The following is a 17235-nucleotide window of genomic DNA, read 5'->3' as shown; positions in this document are numbered from 1 at the left end:
GGGCGGCCCCGCCACCCCCCATCGCGCCGGGCCCGGCGAGGCGGTCCCGATTTCGATTTGCGGTCTGCGGGCTTTCCGCTAGAGTTCTTACCAGCGGCACGGCAGGGTCACGCAGGAGGGACCCGGGCCGAGCGGCGCGGACGTGGCTCAGCTGGTAGAGCATCACCTTGCCAAGGTGAGGGTCGCGGGTTCGAATCCCGTCGTCCGCTCGGAGGAGGCGCGGGGCGTCATCACGTCCCACGTGTGCTCGGTGGAGTGGCCGAGAGGCGAGGCAGCGGCCTGCAAAGCCGTCTACACGGGTTCAAATCCCGTCTCCACCTCCCTGTTTTCCCTCGGGGCGGTTAGCTCAGTTGGTTAGAGCGCTACCTTGACACGGTAGAGGTCACAGGTTCGAATCCTGTATCGCCCACTCGACTCCGAGGCGGCCCTGTTCGCGCGTGAACGCGCTCACCGGGCCGCCTCGTCATTTCCCTGGGGGACACCCCCAGACCCCCAGACCCCCAGACCCCCGGACTCTGGACGACCCTGCTCGGGGGCCTGCGGCCCCCTCGCCGGGTCGTCCGCGGCTGTCAGGGGGTGCGGGCGCCGTCCCGGATCCAACGGGCGGTCTCGCGCACGATCTCCTCCCACGGTGTGGCCTCGATACCGAAGGTCTCGGTGGTCACGCCCGCGTCGAGGAGGTAGGGGCGGTCCCACTGGTACAGCAGTTCCCCCATCTCCCGCAGGAACGGGGAGAACGGGAGGGCCGCTCTGAGCAGCGGTCGGGGGAACCTCCGCACACGCGGGCCGCGCGCCCCGCCCTCCCGGACCAGGTCCGCCACCATCGCGCGCACGGTGAGCGCCGGCGGCGAGGGCACGTGCCAGGCCCGGCCCCACGCCCGCTCGTCGGTGGCCGCCGCGGCGAGCGTGCGGGCGACGTCGGGGACGTAGGTGACGGTGTGCGGCAGGTCCCAGCGGCCGAAGGTGCGTACCGTCCGGCCCTGGAACGCCTGTTCGGCGTAGAAGACGACATAGCTGCTGAGCGGGGCCACCGCGCCGATGTAGTCGGAGGAGCGCACCTCCACCGCCCGGATCGCACCCGCCTCGTGACGGTCCAGCGCCTCCTGCCACATACGTGCCCGCAGGCGGCCCTTGTGGTCGGTGGCGGCGAGCGGGAGGTCGCGGTGCATCGGGCCGTCGACCGGCCCGTACCCGTAGAGGTTCCCCGCGACGACCAGCACCGCGCCGGTCTCCTCGGCGGCGTGGAGCAGGGATGCGGCCAGCGGCGGCCAGTCCCTCTCCCACTGGGTGTAGGAGGGCGGGTTCGCGCAGTTGTAGAGGGCCGCGGCGCCGCTCGCAGCCCGGGTGAGCGCGGCGGGGCCGGAGGCGTCGGCCCGCACCCGCTCGATTCGGGGGTGCCGGGGACCGCCGCCGGAGCGGGTGACGACGCGGACCTCCTCCCCCGACTCGGCGAGCAGGCGGGCGAGCGCGGTACCGAGCGGTCCGGCGCCGACGATGGTGTGGAGGGGCATGGCGCGACCTTTCCCAAAAAATCGAGAACACTGATCTCTTCTGTGATCACTGTTCCACCTTCGGGCGATCCGGCCAAGAACACTGTTCTCTTTTGAAATCACCGTTCTTCCCATGGCAGACTCGCCGTATGGCTGGTATCCGAGACCGCGTCCGCGCCGAGTTCGCCGCCGAGATCACCGAGGTAGCCCGGCGGCACCTCGCCGAGCACGGCGCCGCCGGGTTGTCCGTGCGCGCCGTCACCCGGGAGCTCGGCATCGCCCCGTCGGCGGTCTACCGCTACTTCCCCAACCGGGACGCGCTGCTGACGGCGCTCATCGTCGCCGCCTACGAGGGGGTGGGGGACGCGGCCCGCGAGGCCGAGGCCGCCGTCGGCCGCGACGACCTCGCCAGGCGGTGGACCGCCGTCTTCCGGGGGGTGCGGGGCTGGGCGCTGGAGCACCCGCACGAGTACGCGCTCATCTACGGCTCACCGGTCCCGGGGTACGCCGCGCCGCAGGACACCACCGAACCGGCCACCCAGGTGGTCCTGCTGCTGGCGCGCATCGCCTTCGACGCCTCGCGGGGGCCGGGGCTGGTGCCCTCCGGCCTCCCGCCCGCCCCGGCGGCCGTGCGGGCCGACGTCGAGGCCCTGATCGCGCGGATGTCCGCCGACACCGATCCCGAACAGGCCGAGGTGCTCACCGGCTCCCCGCCGGAGACGGCGCTCGGCGTCATCGACGCGTGGACCGCCCTGTTCGGGACGGTCAGCTTCGAACTCTTCGGCCAGTACGACCGGGTCGTCGAGGCCCGCGCGGCACACCTGGACCACCAGGCGCGCCTGACCGCGCGCGCCGTCGGCATCCCCGGCGCCTGAGGCGGGCCGGGGGCGCCGACGGCCTCCCGTTGGAGATCACTGCATCGGCGACCGGGCCGAGAGGCCGCCGTACACGGTGTGCGGCGGTCAGAAGGCGTCGGGGTAGAGAACCTGCGCGATCACCTCCACCGCGTCGATGTTCCCCAGGGTGCCGGGGAAGAGGTCGCTCGCGGGAACGGCGACGAGGAGGTCGTCCTCCACTGCGGGGACCTCGGGGAAGGTGCTGCGGAGGTACTCCCGGACCTGCTCCTCGTGCTCGGGGCCGCTCACGCCGAACACGATGGCGTCGGGGCTGCGGGCGATGATCTCCTCGGGGTTGATCTGGGCCGCGAAGAAGTCGGCGAACTCGGGGGCGTCGGGGTCGAAGACGTTGTCGCCCCCGGCCGTCGCGATGATGTCGGCCTCGACCCCGGCCCCGATCGCCGACAGCGACTCGCCCTCGACGTAGACCTGGGCGACGGTGGGACGCGGGGAACCGCTGATCGCGTCCGCCACGGCGGACAGCCGTGCCTCGGCCTGCGCCGTGAGTTCGTCGGCCGCCTCCGGGACGCGCATGATCGCGCCGAGGTCGGCGATGTCGGTCAGGACGTCGGTGACCTCCGCGGTGTTGCGGCGGTCGGCGCAGCCGCCGGTCGCGACGTAGGCCTGGGCGCCGTTCTCCCCGAGCTGCTCGATGCTGGCGAAGCCCTGCTCCGCCGTGAACTCGTACTCCGTCGGTGCGACGACCAGGTCGGGGGCGACGGCGAGCAGGTCCTCGCGGGCGGGCGGAGCGTCGGTGCTGAGCACCGGAAGACCGGCGGCCTGGTCGGCGATGTCGTCGGGCAGCTCCGAGACCTCGGTCTGGGCCTGGGCGGCCATGGACTCCACTACACCGAGGCGGATGAGCAGCTCGGTCTGTGAGGGCATCATCCCGACGACGCTCGCGGGAGCCGTGTCGAAGGTCAGTTCCCGTCCGCAGTTGGTGACGGTCACGGCCCCCGCGGAGACGTCGGCGGTGCTCGTCTCCTCGGGTGTGACAGCGGTGCCGCAGCCCGCCAGTGCCAGCACCGCCGCCGCGGACACCGCGCTTGCGGTCGTGAGGCCGCGGGCTCGGGGGCGCCGGGACTCGGTCTGGTTCTCCGTGTACGTCATGGTCTCGTGATCTCTCTATGTGTGTGAGGCGGGTTGGTTCCGGGGGGTGTGACCGTTCGGCTCCAGCGGGCTGCGGGCGTCGAAGAGGAAGTGCCGCCGTCCGGAGTCCGGATGTTCGACGGCCGTCGAATCGACACCGAAGACCGAACGGATCAGGTCGGTGTGCAGCACCTCGTCCGGGCTGCCGAGCGAGAGCAGACGTCCCCCGGCCAGGACGCCGATGGCGTCACAGGAGCGCGCGGCCAGGTTCAGGTCGTGCAGGGCGACCAGGACGGTACGTTCGGTGGCCTTGACCAGGTCGAGGAGTTCGAGCTGGTGGGCGATGTCGAGGTGGTTGGTGGGCTCGTCGAGGACGAGCACGGGGGTGTCCTGGGTGAGCGCGCGGGCGAAGAGCACGCGTTGGCGCTCGCCTCCCGAGAGCTGCGCGAACGAGCGGTGGGCCAGGTGGTCGGCACCGGTGCGTTCGAGGGCCTCCAGGGCCACGGCGACGTCGTGGTCGGAGTCGCGGCCGTATCCGCGGCCGTGGGGGATGCGCCCGAGCAGCACCATGTCGAGGACGGGGATCTCGAACTCCTCGCTGTGCTCCTGCGCCATCACCGCCACACGCCGCGCCAGTTCCCTGCGGTGCAGGGTGGCGATGTCGGTGCCGTCCAGGCGCACGCGCCCAGTCGAGGGGGTGCCCAGGCCCGCCACGACGCGCAGGAGGGTGGACTTGCCGCTCCCGTTGGGGCCGACCAGTCCGAGCACGGTGCCCGAGGGCACCGAGATGTTCACTCCGGCGACGACGGGCCGCCCGCCGCGCCGGGCTCCGAGGTCCTCGATCTCCACCCTCATCGGCCCGCCCCCACGCTGTCGGCCCGGTCGCGCCGCAGCAGCCACAGGAAGAACGGTGCTCCGACCAGGGCGGTGAGCACGCCCAGCGGGATCTCCGCCGGTGCGGCGAGGGTCCGGGACAGCAGGTCACAGGTGGCGAGGAACGCCGCCCCGGCGAGGAGGGCGACCGGGAGCATCCTGCGGTGGTCGGAGCCGACGACGATGCGTGCGATGTGGGGGATGATCAGGCCCACGAAGCCGATCCCGCCGGAGACCGCGACGACCGACCCGGTCAGCAGTGCGGCGGCGACGAGAGCGCCGCTGCGCAGCCGGTTGACGTTCACCCCCAGCGACGCGGCCGCGTCGTCACCGACGAGGAGGGCGTTGAGGGAGCGTGCGTGCAGCGCCGTGTAGAGCCCGACCGCGGACAGCGCCGCCACCGGCAGGGCGAGGTGCCCCATCGTGGCGGCGGAGACCGAGCCGAGCAGGAAGAACATGATGCTGAAGACGTTCTGCGCGTCGGTGGTGATCGTCAGGTAGCTGGTGATGGCGCTGAACAGGGAGCCCAGGGCCACGCCCGCGAGGATGAGGCGCTGCGGTGCGATACGGCCGTTCTTGTGGGCCAGGGCGTAGACGGCGGCGGTGGCCAGGAGCGCGCCGACGAAGGCCGAGGCCCCCACTCCCAGGGAACCGACCCCGAGGCCCAGGACGATGAACGACACCGCGCCTACCCCGGCGCCCGCGGAGACGCCGAGGATGTAGGGCTCTGCCAGGGAGTTGTGGACCACCGCCTGCATCAGCGCACCGGCCAGGGCGAGCGCGGCGCCGGTGGTGGCGGCCAGCAGTGCGCGGGGCAGGCGGAACCGCCAGACGGCGCTGTCCTGGACCGTGGTCAGCGAGCCGTCCGACATCCACGGCATTCCGGGGACGAGGTGGCCGGTGACGATACGCAGCGCCTCCACCGGGGAGACCTCGATCGTGCCGACCGCCGCCGACAGCAGCAGCACGGCCACGAGCACGAGTGCCAGGGCGGGGACGAGGATCCGGGCGGCGAGTGCGCCGCGGCGCCGGGGAGCGCGCTCGCGGGAGCCCTTCTCGGACCGGGCTCCGCTCGGGAGGGGTGGGCGGGGGGCCGGTGTGCGTCCCCCGTCGGTTGTTCGTGCCATGTGTCCGGGGTGCCTTCTCAGGTGGTCCGTGGGGTGGTCGATGCTGACGCGGTGGTGGCGGCGAAGCTGAGCACGGTCGCCCCGAGTCGGTGGAGACCGTCGAGGTGGTTGCCGCCGTGCCCGGTGTCCGGCAGGCGCCACAGCTCGGCGTCGCCGCCGGATCTTCGGAGCGCCTCGACGACCGCCCGGGTGTCGTCGGCACTCACCCGGGAGTCCTCCGCCAGGACGGTGCCGAGGAATCGGGGTGGGACCGTGTCGGGGGCGAGGGTCTGGGCGCGGTGCAGGGGGGAGATCCGGCGCAGGCGCTCCGTGCCCTCCGGGGTGTCCGAGGCGCCGAACTCACCGGTCCAGTGCGCGCCCAGGGGGTGGGACCCAAGGTTGAGCAGGTCGAGTGGCGCGGCCGTACTGGCGACGCCGGCGCACAGTCCGGGGGAACCGAGCGCGGCGCTGGCGGCCAACACCCCGCCGTGGGAGGCGCCGACCAGGACGAGCAGTCCGGGCCGGGTGAGCCCGGACTCGGCCAGCCCTCGGGCGACGGCCGCGAGGTCGTCGACGCCGCGGGCCTTGTGGACGCCCGCTCCGGCCCGCCGCCAGGCGGCACCGTGCTCCCCGCCGCCCCGGACCTGCGCGATGGCGTACCGTCCCCCGTGCTCGATCCAGGCCGGCACGGTCGGCTCGAACACCGGCAGGCTCGCTGCCCCGAAACCGCCGTAGCAGGTCAGGATGAGCGGAGTGGGGCCGTCCGCGTCCGCCGGTGAGGTGACCACGACCGGTACGGGCGTACCGTCGTCGGCGGTCACGGTGTGCCGCTCGGTGCGTGCCCAGACCCTCCCCCGTGCCGCGGCGGGCCGGTCGGACAGCAGTTCCCCGACGGGCACGGCCCTCGGGGGAAGCACCGGCCCCTCGATGAGGGCGTGGAACCGTCCCGCGTCGGCGCCCACCGCCGTCACGACGGCCGGATCCCCCTGGTAGAGGGCCTCCCGCTCGGCCGTGACCGCGCCCCGGTCCAGTCGCACCAGGACGCTGCGGCCGGCGCGCACGCCCGCGAGCACGACGTCCGGGCCGCAGGCGGCGACCGAGGTGACGCGCAGGTCCGGGTCCTCCCAGTGCCACCTCCCGGTACCGCTGTGCGGGTCGAGGGCGTGCAGGCGGGTGCCGTCGTCGACGAGGACGTCGTCACCGAGGGGCAGGACCCGTCTGATGGCGGCGAACACGGCGACCTCGTCCCCGGTGGCCCGGTCGACGAGGCGGCTGGGACCGCCGGGGCGGCTCTCGGCGAGCAGCCCGCGCGGGCCGCCGGGAAAGAGCCTGGTCCGGCCGTCCCCGCTCACGGGCGAGACGGAGCACCGCCCGGTGCTCGCGTCGAGGGCGACGAGGCCGCCGGACCGTCCGGCGACGAGCTCGGCCCTGGAGGAGTCGCTGTGCCAGAGCACCGGGTCGTAGCGGCAGCGGACGTCCGGGTAGAGCCGCAGGGCGCCCGTGGCGGTGTCGACCAGGCCCAGCGCGGCGTCCTCGTCGGCGCGGTCGGCCAGTTGGACGCAGATGCGGCGCCCGTCCGGGGAGGGGTCCATGCGCAGGATGTGCCCCTCGGGTTCGAGTACCGGTGCGCCGGTGTCCACCCGGTAGATCCCGCGCCGCCGCTTTCCGGGAAGGCGGCCGAGCGTGAACCCGTTCTCGGGCAGGCCGGGGCGTCCGTGGTGCTCCCACCGGGCGAGCGCGGCGTCGAGGGAGGGGACGGGCGGGGGAAGGGGTCCGTTCACCGCTTCACCGACCGATCGTGTCGGTGCCGCCGGGCCAGTGGAGGCAGCCGCCCTCGTCGAGAGGGCTGGGCAGGGTGAGGGTGGTGGGTCCGCCGTCGTGGAACAGGTGGAGCTGGCCGTCTCCGCCGCGGGTGACAGCGACCGTCGTCCCGGCGGGGTCGACGGCCACCGACCGCCGCTGCGCGGGGGCGTCGCCGACCGGGTCCCAGGGCAGGTGCCCGGGGGCGGGCGGGCACGACATCGGGGGGAGCGCGGTCCGGTACACCACGCGCATCCGCGGTTCGGCGCGCTCGATGACGGTCAGCTCGTCCCCATCGGGGTGGATGGTGGCGACGGCGGCCCGGGTGCCGCCGAGCGCGAACCGGAAGGCCAGCCCCGACGGCAGTGGGAGGCAGCGCGTCCGCCCGGTGGCGAGGTCGATGTCGGCCAGGTGGTTGCTCCACTCGGTCCAGGACCGGGGTGAGGCCGGGCCGCCGCGGACCACGCCCACCGCACGGCCCGCGGAGGGGTCGAGCCGCAGGTAGTAGGCGCGTCCGGGGACCGGCCAGTCCACGGCGCCCAGCGCGCGCGGAACCCCGCCGTCGACGACGAAGCGCTCCAGCCCCCTGCCGGTGGCGGTCGCCGCGATGCCGGTGCGGTGGTCGACGACGTCGCCGTGCCCGTCGTCGGCGATGCCGTCCAGGACCGCACCGGTCACCCTGGGAACGTGGGGCGGGGTGTCGAGGCAGTGGGCGAGCGGGAACGCCTCGACGGCCCCGGGTTCCCTGTGGCGCAGCACGACCGCGGGCTCGCCGCCGGACTGGTCCGGGACGACCATCGCCCCGGGTTCACCGACCCGGGAACGGAACCGCACCGACGCGCCCCGTTCCAGGTCGACCAGGGTGACCACGTCGCTCCAGGCCTCCGGGTTGGCGCCCAGGCCGGTCGTCACCACCACGTAGCGGCCCGAGGGGTCGCAGGCGAGGTGCTCGCCGGGGATCGCCACCGGGAAGCGCCGCTCCCCCGAGGGTTCGGAGACGACGAGTTCGCCGGAGCGGTCGTCGACGAAGGCCCTTCCCGGGGCCTCCGCTCCCGGGCGGGGCAGCGTGAGGACCCCCGCGTGTTCGGCCAGGACAGCGCGGCCGAGGGGGTCCGCCGTGCCGTCGCCGCCGACGGTGTAGGTGCGGCCCGCCCGGTAGTCGGCCACGAGGAGGTTCTGGGGAATCATGCGGCAAACCTATTGCAAACGATAACCGTTATCAATATGGTGATCCTGTTCGTCACCCCACGAACACGCATCGGGACACAACGATGCGTCTCCCTTGCAGAGAGGAGTCCGCCATGGACCAGGACATCATCGTCGAGATCGAGGAGCCCGAGCAGCTCGCGCACCTGTCCTCGACCCACTCGAACGCCCTCGTCGAGAACCCCTTCGACTAAGACCGTCGCTGACGACGCAACCCGTCTGAATCGACACCCGGCCGGGCGGCACGGGCCCGCCCGGCCGGGGCCACGTGGAGAGGTCGGCCATGGCCTGGGAACCATTCATCGCACGTCTGCCGGGAACCAGTGCGGACGTGCTCATCGACGGCGGGGACACGGCGGTCGTGCGCACCTCCGCGGGGCGCTTCCTGCGTCTGCAGTCCCCCCCGCCCGGCCTGCCGGACGCCCTGAGCGGCGGCTCGAACGCCGACGAGGACGCCGTCGCCTACGCCGACAGGCTCCAAGCGGTGATGGCCGCGCGCGAGGACGACGAGGCGAGCCACCGCTGGCCCGAGGCGCGGCGCGCGGTCGCCCTGGTCGGCGCGGGCCCGATCGTCGACGCGGTGGCCGAAGCGCTGTCTGAGTGGCGGGTCTCCGTCAGCCGCTACGACGACGTTGCCGCCCTGATCGCCGCGGTCGACGGCGCGGAAGCCGGCGTCGCCGACGGGGAGAGCACCCCGCCCTGGCACCTGGTGATCGCCTACGCCGACTCCCCCGCCGAACGCGGCGGATGGGACCGGATCGACCGGCTGCCGCGCCGCGGCACCGCCTGGCTGCGCGCCTACCGCGAGGGGGAGAACTGCTTCGTCGACCCCATCTGCCTCACCCCGGACGACCCCGGATCCGACCAGGTGCTCCGGCGCCGCCTGGCGGCGAGCCCCACCCCCCGTGAGACCGACGCCTGGCGACGCGCGGCCGCACCCGACGCGCCACCCTCACCGGCCGCGCGCACCCTGCTCGTCGGCCGACTGCTCACGGTGGCCCTCACCTGGGCCCGGGAGGACACCGCGCTGGAGGGCTACCGCACCACGCTGTGGAAACTGGTCCCGGCCTCGGGCGCGGTCAGCGAGCACACGGTCCTGGCCTACGACCCGCCGCCCCCTCTCGACCGCGCGGCGAGGCGGCGGGCATGACGGCGGAGCCGGGGCGCGAACACCTCTGCGGGCTGCGCGACGGCACCGTCCTGGGCGGGCTGATGTGGGAGTGCGAGCACCCCGGGGGGCTCGTGGTGATCCGCACCCCCTACGACGCCGAGCAGCACGAGCCCATCGCGCGCTCATGGAACGCACGGGGGTACCACTGCCTGGTCCAGGACGTGCGCGGGCGGTACCGGTCCACCGGCGACTGGTCCCCCTACACCAGTGAGGGCGGCGACGGCGCGCAGGTCCTCGCCCGGCTGTCCTCGGAGTACCCGGGCCTGCCGCTGGTCCTCTTCGGCGCCTCCTACGCGGCCCACACGGCTCTCGAAGCCGCCCGCGGCGCGGCGTTCGCCAGCGCGGCCCCGGTCGCGGCGGTCATCACCCTCGTCCCCGCGCTCGGGCCGGCGGAGACCGCGTGGGACGCCGACGGCGCTCCGTGGATCACGCACCGGATCGGGTGGTGGCACGAGCACGGGCGCCACCGGCGCTCACTCCCCCCGCTGCCGACGGCCGAACTCGACCGCCGCACCGCGCAGGCCCGGGAGCAGGGGTTCGTCGAGGCCGCCCGGAACTGGGACTGGGCCCCCGCGGCGCTGGCCGACTGGCGTCGGCTGTGGAGCGCCGAGCGGGTCGACCTGTCGGCGCGCTACGGACACCTGGACACGCCCCTGCTGGTCATCAGCGGCGACGACGACTTCTTCGACCACGACGCCCGTCGGCTCGCGCGCGCCTGGAGCGCCCCGGTCCACTTCGCCAGCGGCCCGTGGGGGCACCGCCTCGTCGGCGGCGTCACCGACGAGGCCCTGCGCTCGCGGATCACCTCCGCCGGCGGGCTGAGCCACATCATCGACCCCTGGCTGCGGGCCCAGGGAATGCCCGGCACCGCCGCGGCGTGGACCGGAGTCCTGGCGTCCGCGGCGGCCTCCCGCACCCGCTCGCTCCTCGATCCCGTGTCGGGGGCCTGGTGCCATGAAAGGACCTCGCCTTGACCCTCCTCAGTACCGGACGCCCCCCCGAACAGGCCTCCCCCGCCGCACCGGTGGCGGACGAGCGCCCCCTGCCGGTGGAGTCCCTGGTCGATCCCGAATGCGGGATCATCCGCTCCGTGCGGGCCGTGCCCCACCCTGCCGGTGCACCCTCCTCCTACAAGGGGCTGACCGCGTCCGTCGCCGACGCCCGTCGGCTCGGCGAGTGGCCGGCCGACCGCGTCTCGCTGGGAACGACGTTCGACGACGTCGGGCAGGCCAGGATCGCGGCGATCGCCGAGGGGGTCGAGCGCTACTGCGGGAACTGGCTTCCCGCCGACCTGCCCCCCGGTGAGCTGCGTGTCGGCTCCCGCGCCGAGCTCCTCGCCGCGGACGTCCCCCCGATCGACCCGGGCGACCTTCCCGTGTTTGCCCCGTGGCAGTACGACCGGGACGGCTTCCCCTACGCGAGGCTCACCGAGGACACGCCCACCCTCTGGGCACGCTGCGAGCACCTCGACGGCACCGAGGTCTGGATGCCCGACTCGCTGATCCACCTCAACTGGCGGCAGTCCCGTTTCCGCCACCTGCCGCGCGTCCACCACCTGAACTACGCCGGTATCGCCACTGGGCAGGGGGTCGACGACGCGAGGGACCGGGGGGTGATGGAGGTCGTCGAGCGCGACGCCCTCGAACTGTGGTGGCACCTGGACGGGCCCACCTTCGGCATCGACCCCGCCAGTGTCCCCGGATTGTCGGACCACCTCCGCGACAGCGCGCTGAAGGTGTGGTTGGTGGCCATGCCCTCGGAGTTCGCCCCGGCCGTGGCGGCCCTGGCCTACGACGGGGAGCGTGGCCTGTACGCCGCCGGGTTCTCCGCCGCGCTCGACCCGGTGCGGGCCGCGCACAAGGCCGTCCTGGAGGCCGTCCACACGTGGGTCTACACCCAGGGCTGCACCAGTGCCGACGGGTGGGTCTTCCGCGCGGTCGAACAGGGCCTGATGGCCCGGGGCCTCTACCTCGACTTCCGTGCCGACGCCACCTACCTCGACGCCGCCGGGGGCCAGTGCGAGCGCATCATCGACCTGGGCGCCCACGTCCAGCTCTGGCTCGACCCGCGCGTCCACACCGAGGCCAGGCGCTTCACCGAGCCCGCGCTGGGGACGCGTCCGATCTCCGCGCTGTCGGCCGTGTCCATGGACGAGGTCTACCAGCGGCTGTCCGAACGCGGACACCGTGTCATCACCCGGGACCTGACCACGTCCGACGTCCGCCGCACGCCGCTGCGGGTGGTGCGCAGCTTCGTCACGGGACTCGTCCCCAACGCCCCCGCCGCCTTCACCTACCTCGGCATGCCGCGCTTCGGGGACGCGGCCCTCGAACGCGGGTGGCGCGCCTCCTGGCACGGACACCCGGACGAGGTCTCCCTGATCCCGCCCCCGCACATGTGAGGCCCCGATGTCCCGCACCACCCGACCGGCTCCGACGCCCCACGGCGCGGAGACCGGCCCACTGCCGCCCGTGCTGGCACGCGCGTTCGCCCCCGAGGCCCCGGGGCCGCCGTGCCCGCCCGGCCCGCGCGCCAACCCCTGGTACCTGGCCGGCGCCGAACCCGTCGCCGCCCCGGAACGCGAAGGCGGCCTGCTCGACGGCCTGTGGCGGAGCGCGGGCCGCCACCGCCTGCCCGACGGGACGGTGACCCGCGTCCACAAGCGCCCGGTACCCTCCGCAGGGGCGGCCTACCCGGTCCACACCCACCTGGTCGTCGGCACCGGCGAAGGCGCACTGGAGGCGGGGCGCTACGTCCACGACACGGAGCACGGCACGCTGTTCCGGCGCGACGAGAGGCGCGACCAGGAAGCGGGCTGGCCCCCCGGAGCCGACACCCGGGGCACCCACCTGGTGCTGACCGTGCAGCCCGGCCGCAGCTTCGGCCGGTACCGGCACCGGGCCTGGCCGCTGTGGATCGCCGACACCGCCTACGCACTGGCCGCCGCCGAGTTCCTGTGCACGGCCGCGCCCGTCGCGGTGCGGCTGGGTCCGAGCCGGTGGCTGCGCGACCTGCTCGGCGTACCGCTCGCGTCCGAGCACGGGCGGTGGCTCGCGCGCGGGCTCGCTCCGGAGATCCCGTTGGCCGCCGTCGAACTGCCCGGGGACTGGGCGGTCGACCCCGCACGCCGCCGCGCCCTGGCCGCGCGGCGCTCCCCGGCGATCGCCGAGTTCGAAAGCGGCGTGCGCGCGCCCGCACCGCGGACCGCGGAGGTCGCGGCGGCGTCCGGGCAGCGGTGGGTGCTCGGCGCCCACCATCTGGAGGCGTGGTCCGTGGCCGTGGACGCCCCCGCCGCGGAGGTCGCCGCGACCCTGTGGCGGGCCCACAGGTCCGCGGCCGGCCTCTGCTACGCGGGAGCGCTCTCCCGGAGATGGCGCTGCCGTCCCGTGTCGGGGCTGGTCGCCGCGCACGGCCGCTGGACCGTCCACGCCCTCGCGATGCTCCCCGGCGAGCACGACCCCGCAAAGGAGACCACCGCATGATGATCGTTCCCCTGCTGTGGCGGGAGGCGGCCCGGTTCCCCTCGACCCTGGCGTGGAGCGTCGCGCTGCTCGTGCTGGTCTTCCTCACCCACCTCGGGCAGGCCGCGTCGATCGCCTGGGCGATGTCGGCGGTCCTGCGCGGCCAGGCCCAGGGGGTCGTCGCCGCACTGTCCCTGATCATCGGCGTCGCGCTGATCAGACTGGCGCTCTCCCTCGCCCAGACCTCGGTGGCGGCTCGCCTGGGCGGACAGGTCAGGCAGGCGGTCCGCACCCGTGCGATGCGCGCGGCGCTCGTGCCGGAGCGGCTGCACGACACGGCGGCGCGGGACGGCTCCATGCGCGCCGCCCTGGGCGACGGCGTCGACGGTACCGACGCCTATGTCGCCAAGTACATCCCCGCCGTCGCGCAGTTGCTGATCACCTGCCCGGTGGTCGTGGCCGGCCTGTTCCTGCTCTCACCCGCGGCGGCGCTGTGTGTGACCGCCGGGGTCGTGCTCGCGCTGCTGGGCCCCATGGCGTGGAAGCGGATGATGGCCCGGCGCGGCCTCGACCACTGGGACAGCTACGAGGCGCTCGGCGCCGACCTGCTCGAATCGCTGCGCGGCATGGCCACCCTGCGCGCGCTGGGCGACGTGTCCGGAACCCGCCGCCGACTGGCGGCACGGTCCGAGGCGCTGCGCCGGGCCACCGAGCGGATCATGCGCGGTTCCCTGGCCGAGACCGCCGTCACCGACCTCGCCGTCCAGGGGGGCGTGGTCGCCGCCGCCGTCGTCGCCGCGGCCCACGCCGCCACCGGCCAGGGCCCCGCCATCGAGGTCTACCTCGTCCTGCTGTTCGCCTCCGAGGCGTTCCGGCCCATCCGCGACCTCTCCCGGCACTGGCACGCGGGGTTCCTCGGGCTCACGGCGGTACCCGGCCTCGACCGGATCGGCGCGTTCACCGAACCATGCGGTCCCGGCCCGGCCGGGCCCGGTCCCGACCGTCCCGCCGCAGGCCGCACGGCCGAGGTCCTGCGCGTGAGGGGGCTGGGCTTCCGCTACCCCGGAGCGGCCGAGGACGTGCTCCACGACCTCGACCTGACCGCCCGCAGGGGCTCCCTGTGCGCGGTCGTCGGGGCCTCCGGAACGGGGAAGTCGACCCTCTTCGACCTCCTGCTCGGCTTCCTCACACCGCACTCCGGCAGTATCGAGCTGGACGGCCGGCCGCTGCGCCCCAGCGACATCGCCGTGGTCTCCCAGAGGCCGATCCTCTTCGCCGGGACCATCCGGGACAACCTCGCGGTCGCCGCACCGGAGGCGGCATCGGAGGCGGACCTGGTCGCGGCCTGCCGCGCGGCCGGGATCCTCGACGAGATCAACGGCTTCCCGCACGGTTTCGACACCGAGGTGGCCGAGGCCGGTACCGGTCTCTCGGGAGGGCAGCGCCAACGCCTGGCCCTGGCCCGCGCGCTGCTCGCGCGGCGCCCCGTCCTCCTCGTCGACGAGCCGACGAGCGCGTTGGACGCCGCCCGCGCGGCCGGTGTCGTCGAGACGCTGCACCGGGTGGCCCGCGACCGCGTCGTCATCATGATCAGTCATCGCCCCGAGAGCCTCGCGCGGGTCTCCGACGTGCTGCGCCTCGGCTCCGGGGCCCTGGACAGGAGGATTCCGTGAACACCCTTTCCGCACTGCGCGCCTTCCTCGGGCTCCTGCCCGTCCTGCGGCCCGAGCGGCGGGGCATGCTCTGGAGCTACCTCGTCGGCACCGCGAGCTCGCTCGCCCTGGCCGCCCTGACCGTCCTCACCGCGTGGGCGGTGGGCCACGCCGTGGTCGACCAGGCGCCGCCCGATCCGCTCTGGTGGGCCCTCGTCCTCTGGCTCGTCCTGCTGCGCACGGCCCTGACCTGGCAGGAGATGGACGTCTCACATGCCCTGGCCTACCGTGTGCTGGCACGGCTGCGGATGGCGCTGTTCGACTCCTACGCCCGGAGCGTCCCCGGGCGCCGACGTGAGCACTCCGGGCGCGCTGCCGCCGTCGCGATGGACGACATCGAGAAGCTCGAATTCTTCTACGCGCACACCGTCGCCCAGCTCGGCGCCTCGCTCACCCTGTTCCTGGCCTCCTCGGCCACCGCGTTCCTCCTGCTGCCCGAGGCGGGGGCCGTCATGGTCGTCGGCAGCCTGCTCGTGGCGAGCAGCGCACTGTGCTGGGCCCACACGGCCCGGCGGCTGGGTGAGCGGGAGCAGAGCGAGCGGTCGGCCCTGTCCACGCGCATCGTCGATTCGCTCGGAGCCCTGCGCGAGGTGCTCGCCTACGGGCTCGCCCCCCGGATCGTCGCCGAGACCGGTGCCGCCACCGCACGCGCCGCCGGGATCGCCCGCCGCGGCGAGATGCTGTCGCAACTGGTCACCGCCGTCCGCGAGCTCGTCCTCACCGCGGTGGTCATCGGTGTCATCGCCGCCAGTGCCACGGGAGCGGGCGTGCTCTCCAACGAAGCGGCGGTACGGATCTCGCCGGCGGAGCTGCCCGCGCTCATCGCCCTGGCCCTGGCCGGGGTAACCGCGATCGCCGATGCCACCACGGCGCTCACCCGGCTCCATCCGCTGGTCGCCAGTGCCGACCGTGTCTCCGCCGGGATCGGCCGCCCTCCGGTGGTCGCACCGCCGGAGGCGCCCCGCCCCCTGCCAGACGGACCGCTCGGCCTGCGCCTGCGGAACGTGTCCTTCGGCTACGCGGGCCGAAAGCCGATCCTCACCTCCTGGTCGGCCGACATCGCACCCGGCGAGCACGTCGGGCTGGTCGGCCCGTCCGGGTCGGGCAAGAGCACGGTCGTCGCCCTGGCGGCCCGGTTGTGGGATCCCGCGTCGGGCGCCGTCGAACTCGTCGCGGCGGACGGCACCGGCGTCTCCGTGGCCGACCTCGACGACGCCTGCCTGCGCGGAGCCGTCGCCCTGGTCGACCAGGAGGCCACCCTCTTCCACGGCACTGTCCGCGACAACCTGTCGCGCGGCTGCCCGCCCCGCTCGGACGCCGAGCTGGCCGCAGCGCTCGAACGCGTCGGCGCCGGTGACTGGATCGGTCTCGACGACGGGCTCGGCGAGGGCGGGCTGCGGCTCTCCGGCGGGCAGCGGGCACGCCTGGCCCTGGCTCGCGCCCTGGTCCGTCGACCGCGGGTCCTGCTCGTCGACGAGGTCACGGCCAGCCTCGACCCCGCCACCGAGCGGGCGGTCTCGGAGGTCATCGCGGGTTTCCGCGGCACCGTCCTCATCGCCTCCCACCGCGCCGAGACCCTCGCCCGCCTCGAACGGCTCATCGACGTGACCGAACCGGTCTCCGTTCCCCGGAAGGCGGGGGTCTGAGCCGCCTGCCCTCCGCCGCTCCCCTGATCGGACGGGCCGACGCACACCTCGGGAATGAAAACGGTTATCATTGCTGTTACAGAGCCCGTCAGCCGAGGAGGCACGCATGGCACGCAACGACGTCCGGCCCATCATCAAGCTCAAGTCCACAGCGGGAACCGGGACCACCTACGTGACCCGCAAGAACCGGCGCAACACACCCGACCGCCTGGTCCTGCGCAAGTACGACCCCAAGATCCAAAGCCACGTCGAGTTCCGCGAGGAACGCTGACCCCGGCCGAGCACCACACCACGAGAGGCCCTCATGAGACACGGAATCCATCCCGAGTACCGGCACGTCGTCTTCCGGGACCGGGCCGCCGACTTCGCCTTCCTCACCCGGTCGACCATGGACAGCGACAGGACGATCGAGTGGGAGGACGGCCGGACCTACCCGGTCGTCGACGTCGAGATCTCCAGCGCCAGCCACCCGTTCTACACCGGCAACGCCCGCGTGGTGGACACCGCGGGCCGGGTGGAGCGCTTCAACCGCCGCTACCAGCGGAAATAACACACCACGGGGCGGGGCGCACGTGCCCCGTCCCCAGGAGAGGAACACACGATGGCCGTCCCCAAGCGCAGGATGTCGCGCGCCAACACCCGCACCCGCCGCTCCCAGTGGAAGGCGCAGACCCCCGACCTCGTCACCGTGCACCTGCGGGGCCGCGAGTACCGCGTCCCCCGCAACCTCGTGCGCGCCTACGAGCGCGGATACCTGTCCCCTCCGGAGTAGGGGCCGCCCGGCG

At 74.0% G+C, this 17235-nt stretch carries 17 protein-coding genes and 3 tRNA genes; 14 read left to right on the top strand and 6 right to left on the bottom strand.

Annotation, left to right across the window (positions count from 1 at the left end; all coding sequences use genetic code 11):
* Positions 1-136: 136 nt before the first annotated feature.
* From ACFHWE_RS02395 to ACFHWE_RS02385, 3 genes are all read left to right on the top strand, one after another.
* Positions 137-209 (top strand) — tRNA-Gly (locus ACFHWE_RS02395).
* A 40-nt stretch (positions 210-249) separates the two neighbouring features.
* Positions 250-320 (top strand) — tRNA-Cys (locus ACFHWE_RS02390).
* A 15-nt stretch (positions 321-335) separates the two neighbouring features.
* Positions 336-409: transfer RNA gene (locus ACFHWE_RS02385), tRNA-Val, on the top strand.
* Between the two features lie 160 nt (positions 410-569).
* On the opposite strand, the gene ACFHWE_RS02380 is transcribed toward ACFHWE_RS02385, so the two are convergent.
* Positions 570-1511: an NAD-dependent epimerase/dehydratase family protein gene (locus tag ACFHWE_RS02380; protein WP_416598874.1), complete on the bottom strand. Its 942-nt coding sequence runs from the start codon at positions 1509-1511 to the stop codon at positions 570-572.
* A gap of 128 nt (positions 1512-1639) precedes the next feature.
* Here ACFHWE_RS02380 and ACFHWE_RS02375 point away from each other — a divergent pair, with 128 nt between their 5' ends.
* Positions 1640-2365, top strand: a complete 726-nt coding sequence (locus tag ACFHWE_RS02375; RefSeq protein ID WP_416598873.1) for a TetR/AcrR family transcriptional regulator — start codon at positions 1640-1642, stop codon at positions 2363-2365.
* An 87-nt stretch (positions 2366-2452) separates the two neighbouring features.
* On the opposite strand, the gene ACFHWE_RS02370 is transcribed toward ACFHWE_RS02375, so the two are convergent.
* From ACFHWE_RS02370 to ACFHWE_RS02350, 5 genes are all read right to left on the bottom strand, one after another.
* Positions 2453-3496: an ABC transporter substrate-binding protein gene (locus ACFHWE_RS02370; RefSeq protein WP_416598872.1), complete on the bottom strand. Its 1044-nt coding sequence runs from the start codon at positions 3494-3496 to the stop codon at positions 2453-2455.
* A 15-nt stretch (positions 3497-3511) separates the two neighbouring features.
* The gene (locus ACFHWE_RS02365; RefSeq protein WP_416598871.1) at positions 3512-4330 is read right to left on the bottom strand and encodes an ABC transporter ATP-binding protein; all 819 of its coding nucleotides are present in this window, start codon (positions 4328-4330) and stop codon (positions 3512-3514) included.
* Positions 4327-5352: a FecCD family ABC transporter permease gene (locus ACFHWE_RS02360; RefSeq protein ID WP_416598915.1), complete on the bottom strand. Its 1026-nt coding sequence runs from the start codon at positions 5350-5352 to the stop codon at positions 4327-4329. Before ACFHWE_RS02360 ends, ACFHWE_RS02365 begins: the two co-directional genes overlap by 4 nt.
* A gap of 140 nt (positions 5353-5492) precedes the next feature.
* A complete protein-coding gene (locus ACFHWE_RS02355) occupies positions 5493-7235 on the bottom strand; it encodes a prolyl oligopeptidase family serine peptidase (RefSeq protein ID WP_416598870.1) in 1743 nt (580 codons plus the stop codon).
* Positions 7236-7239: 4 nt separating this feature from the next.
* Positions 7240-8442: a hypothetical protein gene (locus ACFHWE_RS02350; RefSeq protein ID WP_416598869.1), complete on the bottom strand. Its 1203-nt coding sequence runs from the start codon at positions 8440-8442 to the stop codon at positions 7240-7242.
* A 113-nt stretch (positions 8443-8555) separates the two neighbouring features.
* Between ACFHWE_RS02350 and amiA the strand changes: the two genes are divergently transcribed.
* The 10 genes from amiA (at position 8556) to rpmF (ending at position 17222) form a co-directional block, all read left to right on the top strand.
* Positions 8556-8654 carry a streptamidine family RiPP gene (gene amiA, locus ACFHWE_RS02345; protein ID WP_416598868.1) on the top strand — a complete coding sequence of 33 codons (99 nt, stop codon included), beginning with the start codon at positions 8556-8558 and terminating at the stop codon, positions 8652-8654.
* Positions 8655-8743: 89 nt separating this feature from the next.
* Positions 8744-9610, top strand: a complete 867-nt coding sequence (locus ACFHWE_RS02340) for a hypothetical protein (protein WP_416598867.1) — start codon at positions 8744-8746, stop codon at positions 9608-9610.
* On the top strand, positions 9607-10605 hold the full coding sequence (locus ACFHWE_RS02335; protein ID WP_416598866.1) for a CocE/NonD family hydrolase: 999 nt from the start codon (positions 9607-9609) through the stop codon (positions 10603-10605). The genes ACFHWE_RS02340 and ACFHWE_RS02335 overlap by 4 nt, the downstream gene beginning before the upstream one ends.
* Positions 10602-12032, top strand: a complete 1431-nt coding sequence (locus ACFHWE_RS02330; protein WP_416598865.1) for a YcaO-like family protein — start codon at positions 10602-10604, stop codon at positions 12030-12032. The genes ACFHWE_RS02335 and ACFHWE_RS02330 overlap by 4 nt, the downstream gene beginning before the upstream one ends.
* Positions 12033-12039: 7 nt before the next feature.
* A complete protein-coding gene (locus tag ACFHWE_RS02325) occupies positions 12040-13113 on the top strand; it encodes a hypothetical protein (protein WP_416598864.1) in 1074 nt (357 codons plus the stop codon).
* Complete coding sequence (locus ACFHWE_RS02320; protein ID WP_416598863.1) at positions 13110-14765, top strand: ABC transporter ATP-binding protein/permease; 1656 nt, start codon at positions 13110-13112, stop codon at positions 14763-14765. Before ACFHWE_RS02325 ends, ACFHWE_RS02320 begins: the two co-directional genes overlap by 4 nt.
* Complete coding sequence (locus ACFHWE_RS02315; protein ID WP_416598862.1) at positions 14762-16450, top strand: ATP-binding cassette domain-containing protein; 1689 nt, start codon at positions 14762-14764, stop codon at positions 16448-16450. Before ACFHWE_RS02320 ends, ACFHWE_RS02315 begins: the two co-directional genes overlap by 4 nt.
* Positions 16451-16556: 106 nt before the next feature.
* Positions 16557-16721 carry a 50S ribosomal protein L33 gene (gene rpmG, locus ACFHWE_RS02310; protein WP_416598861.1) on the top strand — a complete coding sequence of 55 codons (165 nt, stop codon included), beginning with the start codon at positions 16557-16559 and terminating at the stop codon, positions 16719-16721.
* 33 nt (positions 16722-16754) lie between these two features.
* Positions 16755-17000 (top strand): type B 50S ribosomal protein L31, encoded by a 246-nt coding sequence (locus tag ACFHWE_RS02305; protein ID WP_416598860.1) that lies wholly within the window; start codon positions 16755-16757, stop codon positions 16998-17000.
* Between the two features lie 51 nt (positions 17001-17051).
* The gene (gene rpmF, locus ACFHWE_RS02300; protein ID WP_028649759.1) at positions 17052-17222 is read left to right on the top strand and encodes a 50S ribosomal protein L32; all 171 of its coding nucleotides are present in this window, start codon (positions 17052-17054) and stop codon (positions 17220-17222) included.
* Positions 17223-17235 lie beyond the last annotated feature (13 nt).

It is taken from the genome of Nocardiopsis sp. LOL_012, assembly GCF_048060475.1.
Taxonomy (GTDB): Bacteria; Actinomycetota; Actinomycetes; order Streptosporangiales; family Streptosporangiaceae; genus Nocardiopsis.
The sequence above is the reverse complement of the archived record's forward strand: the minus strand, read 5'-3'. Positions and strand labels throughout refer to the sequence as shown.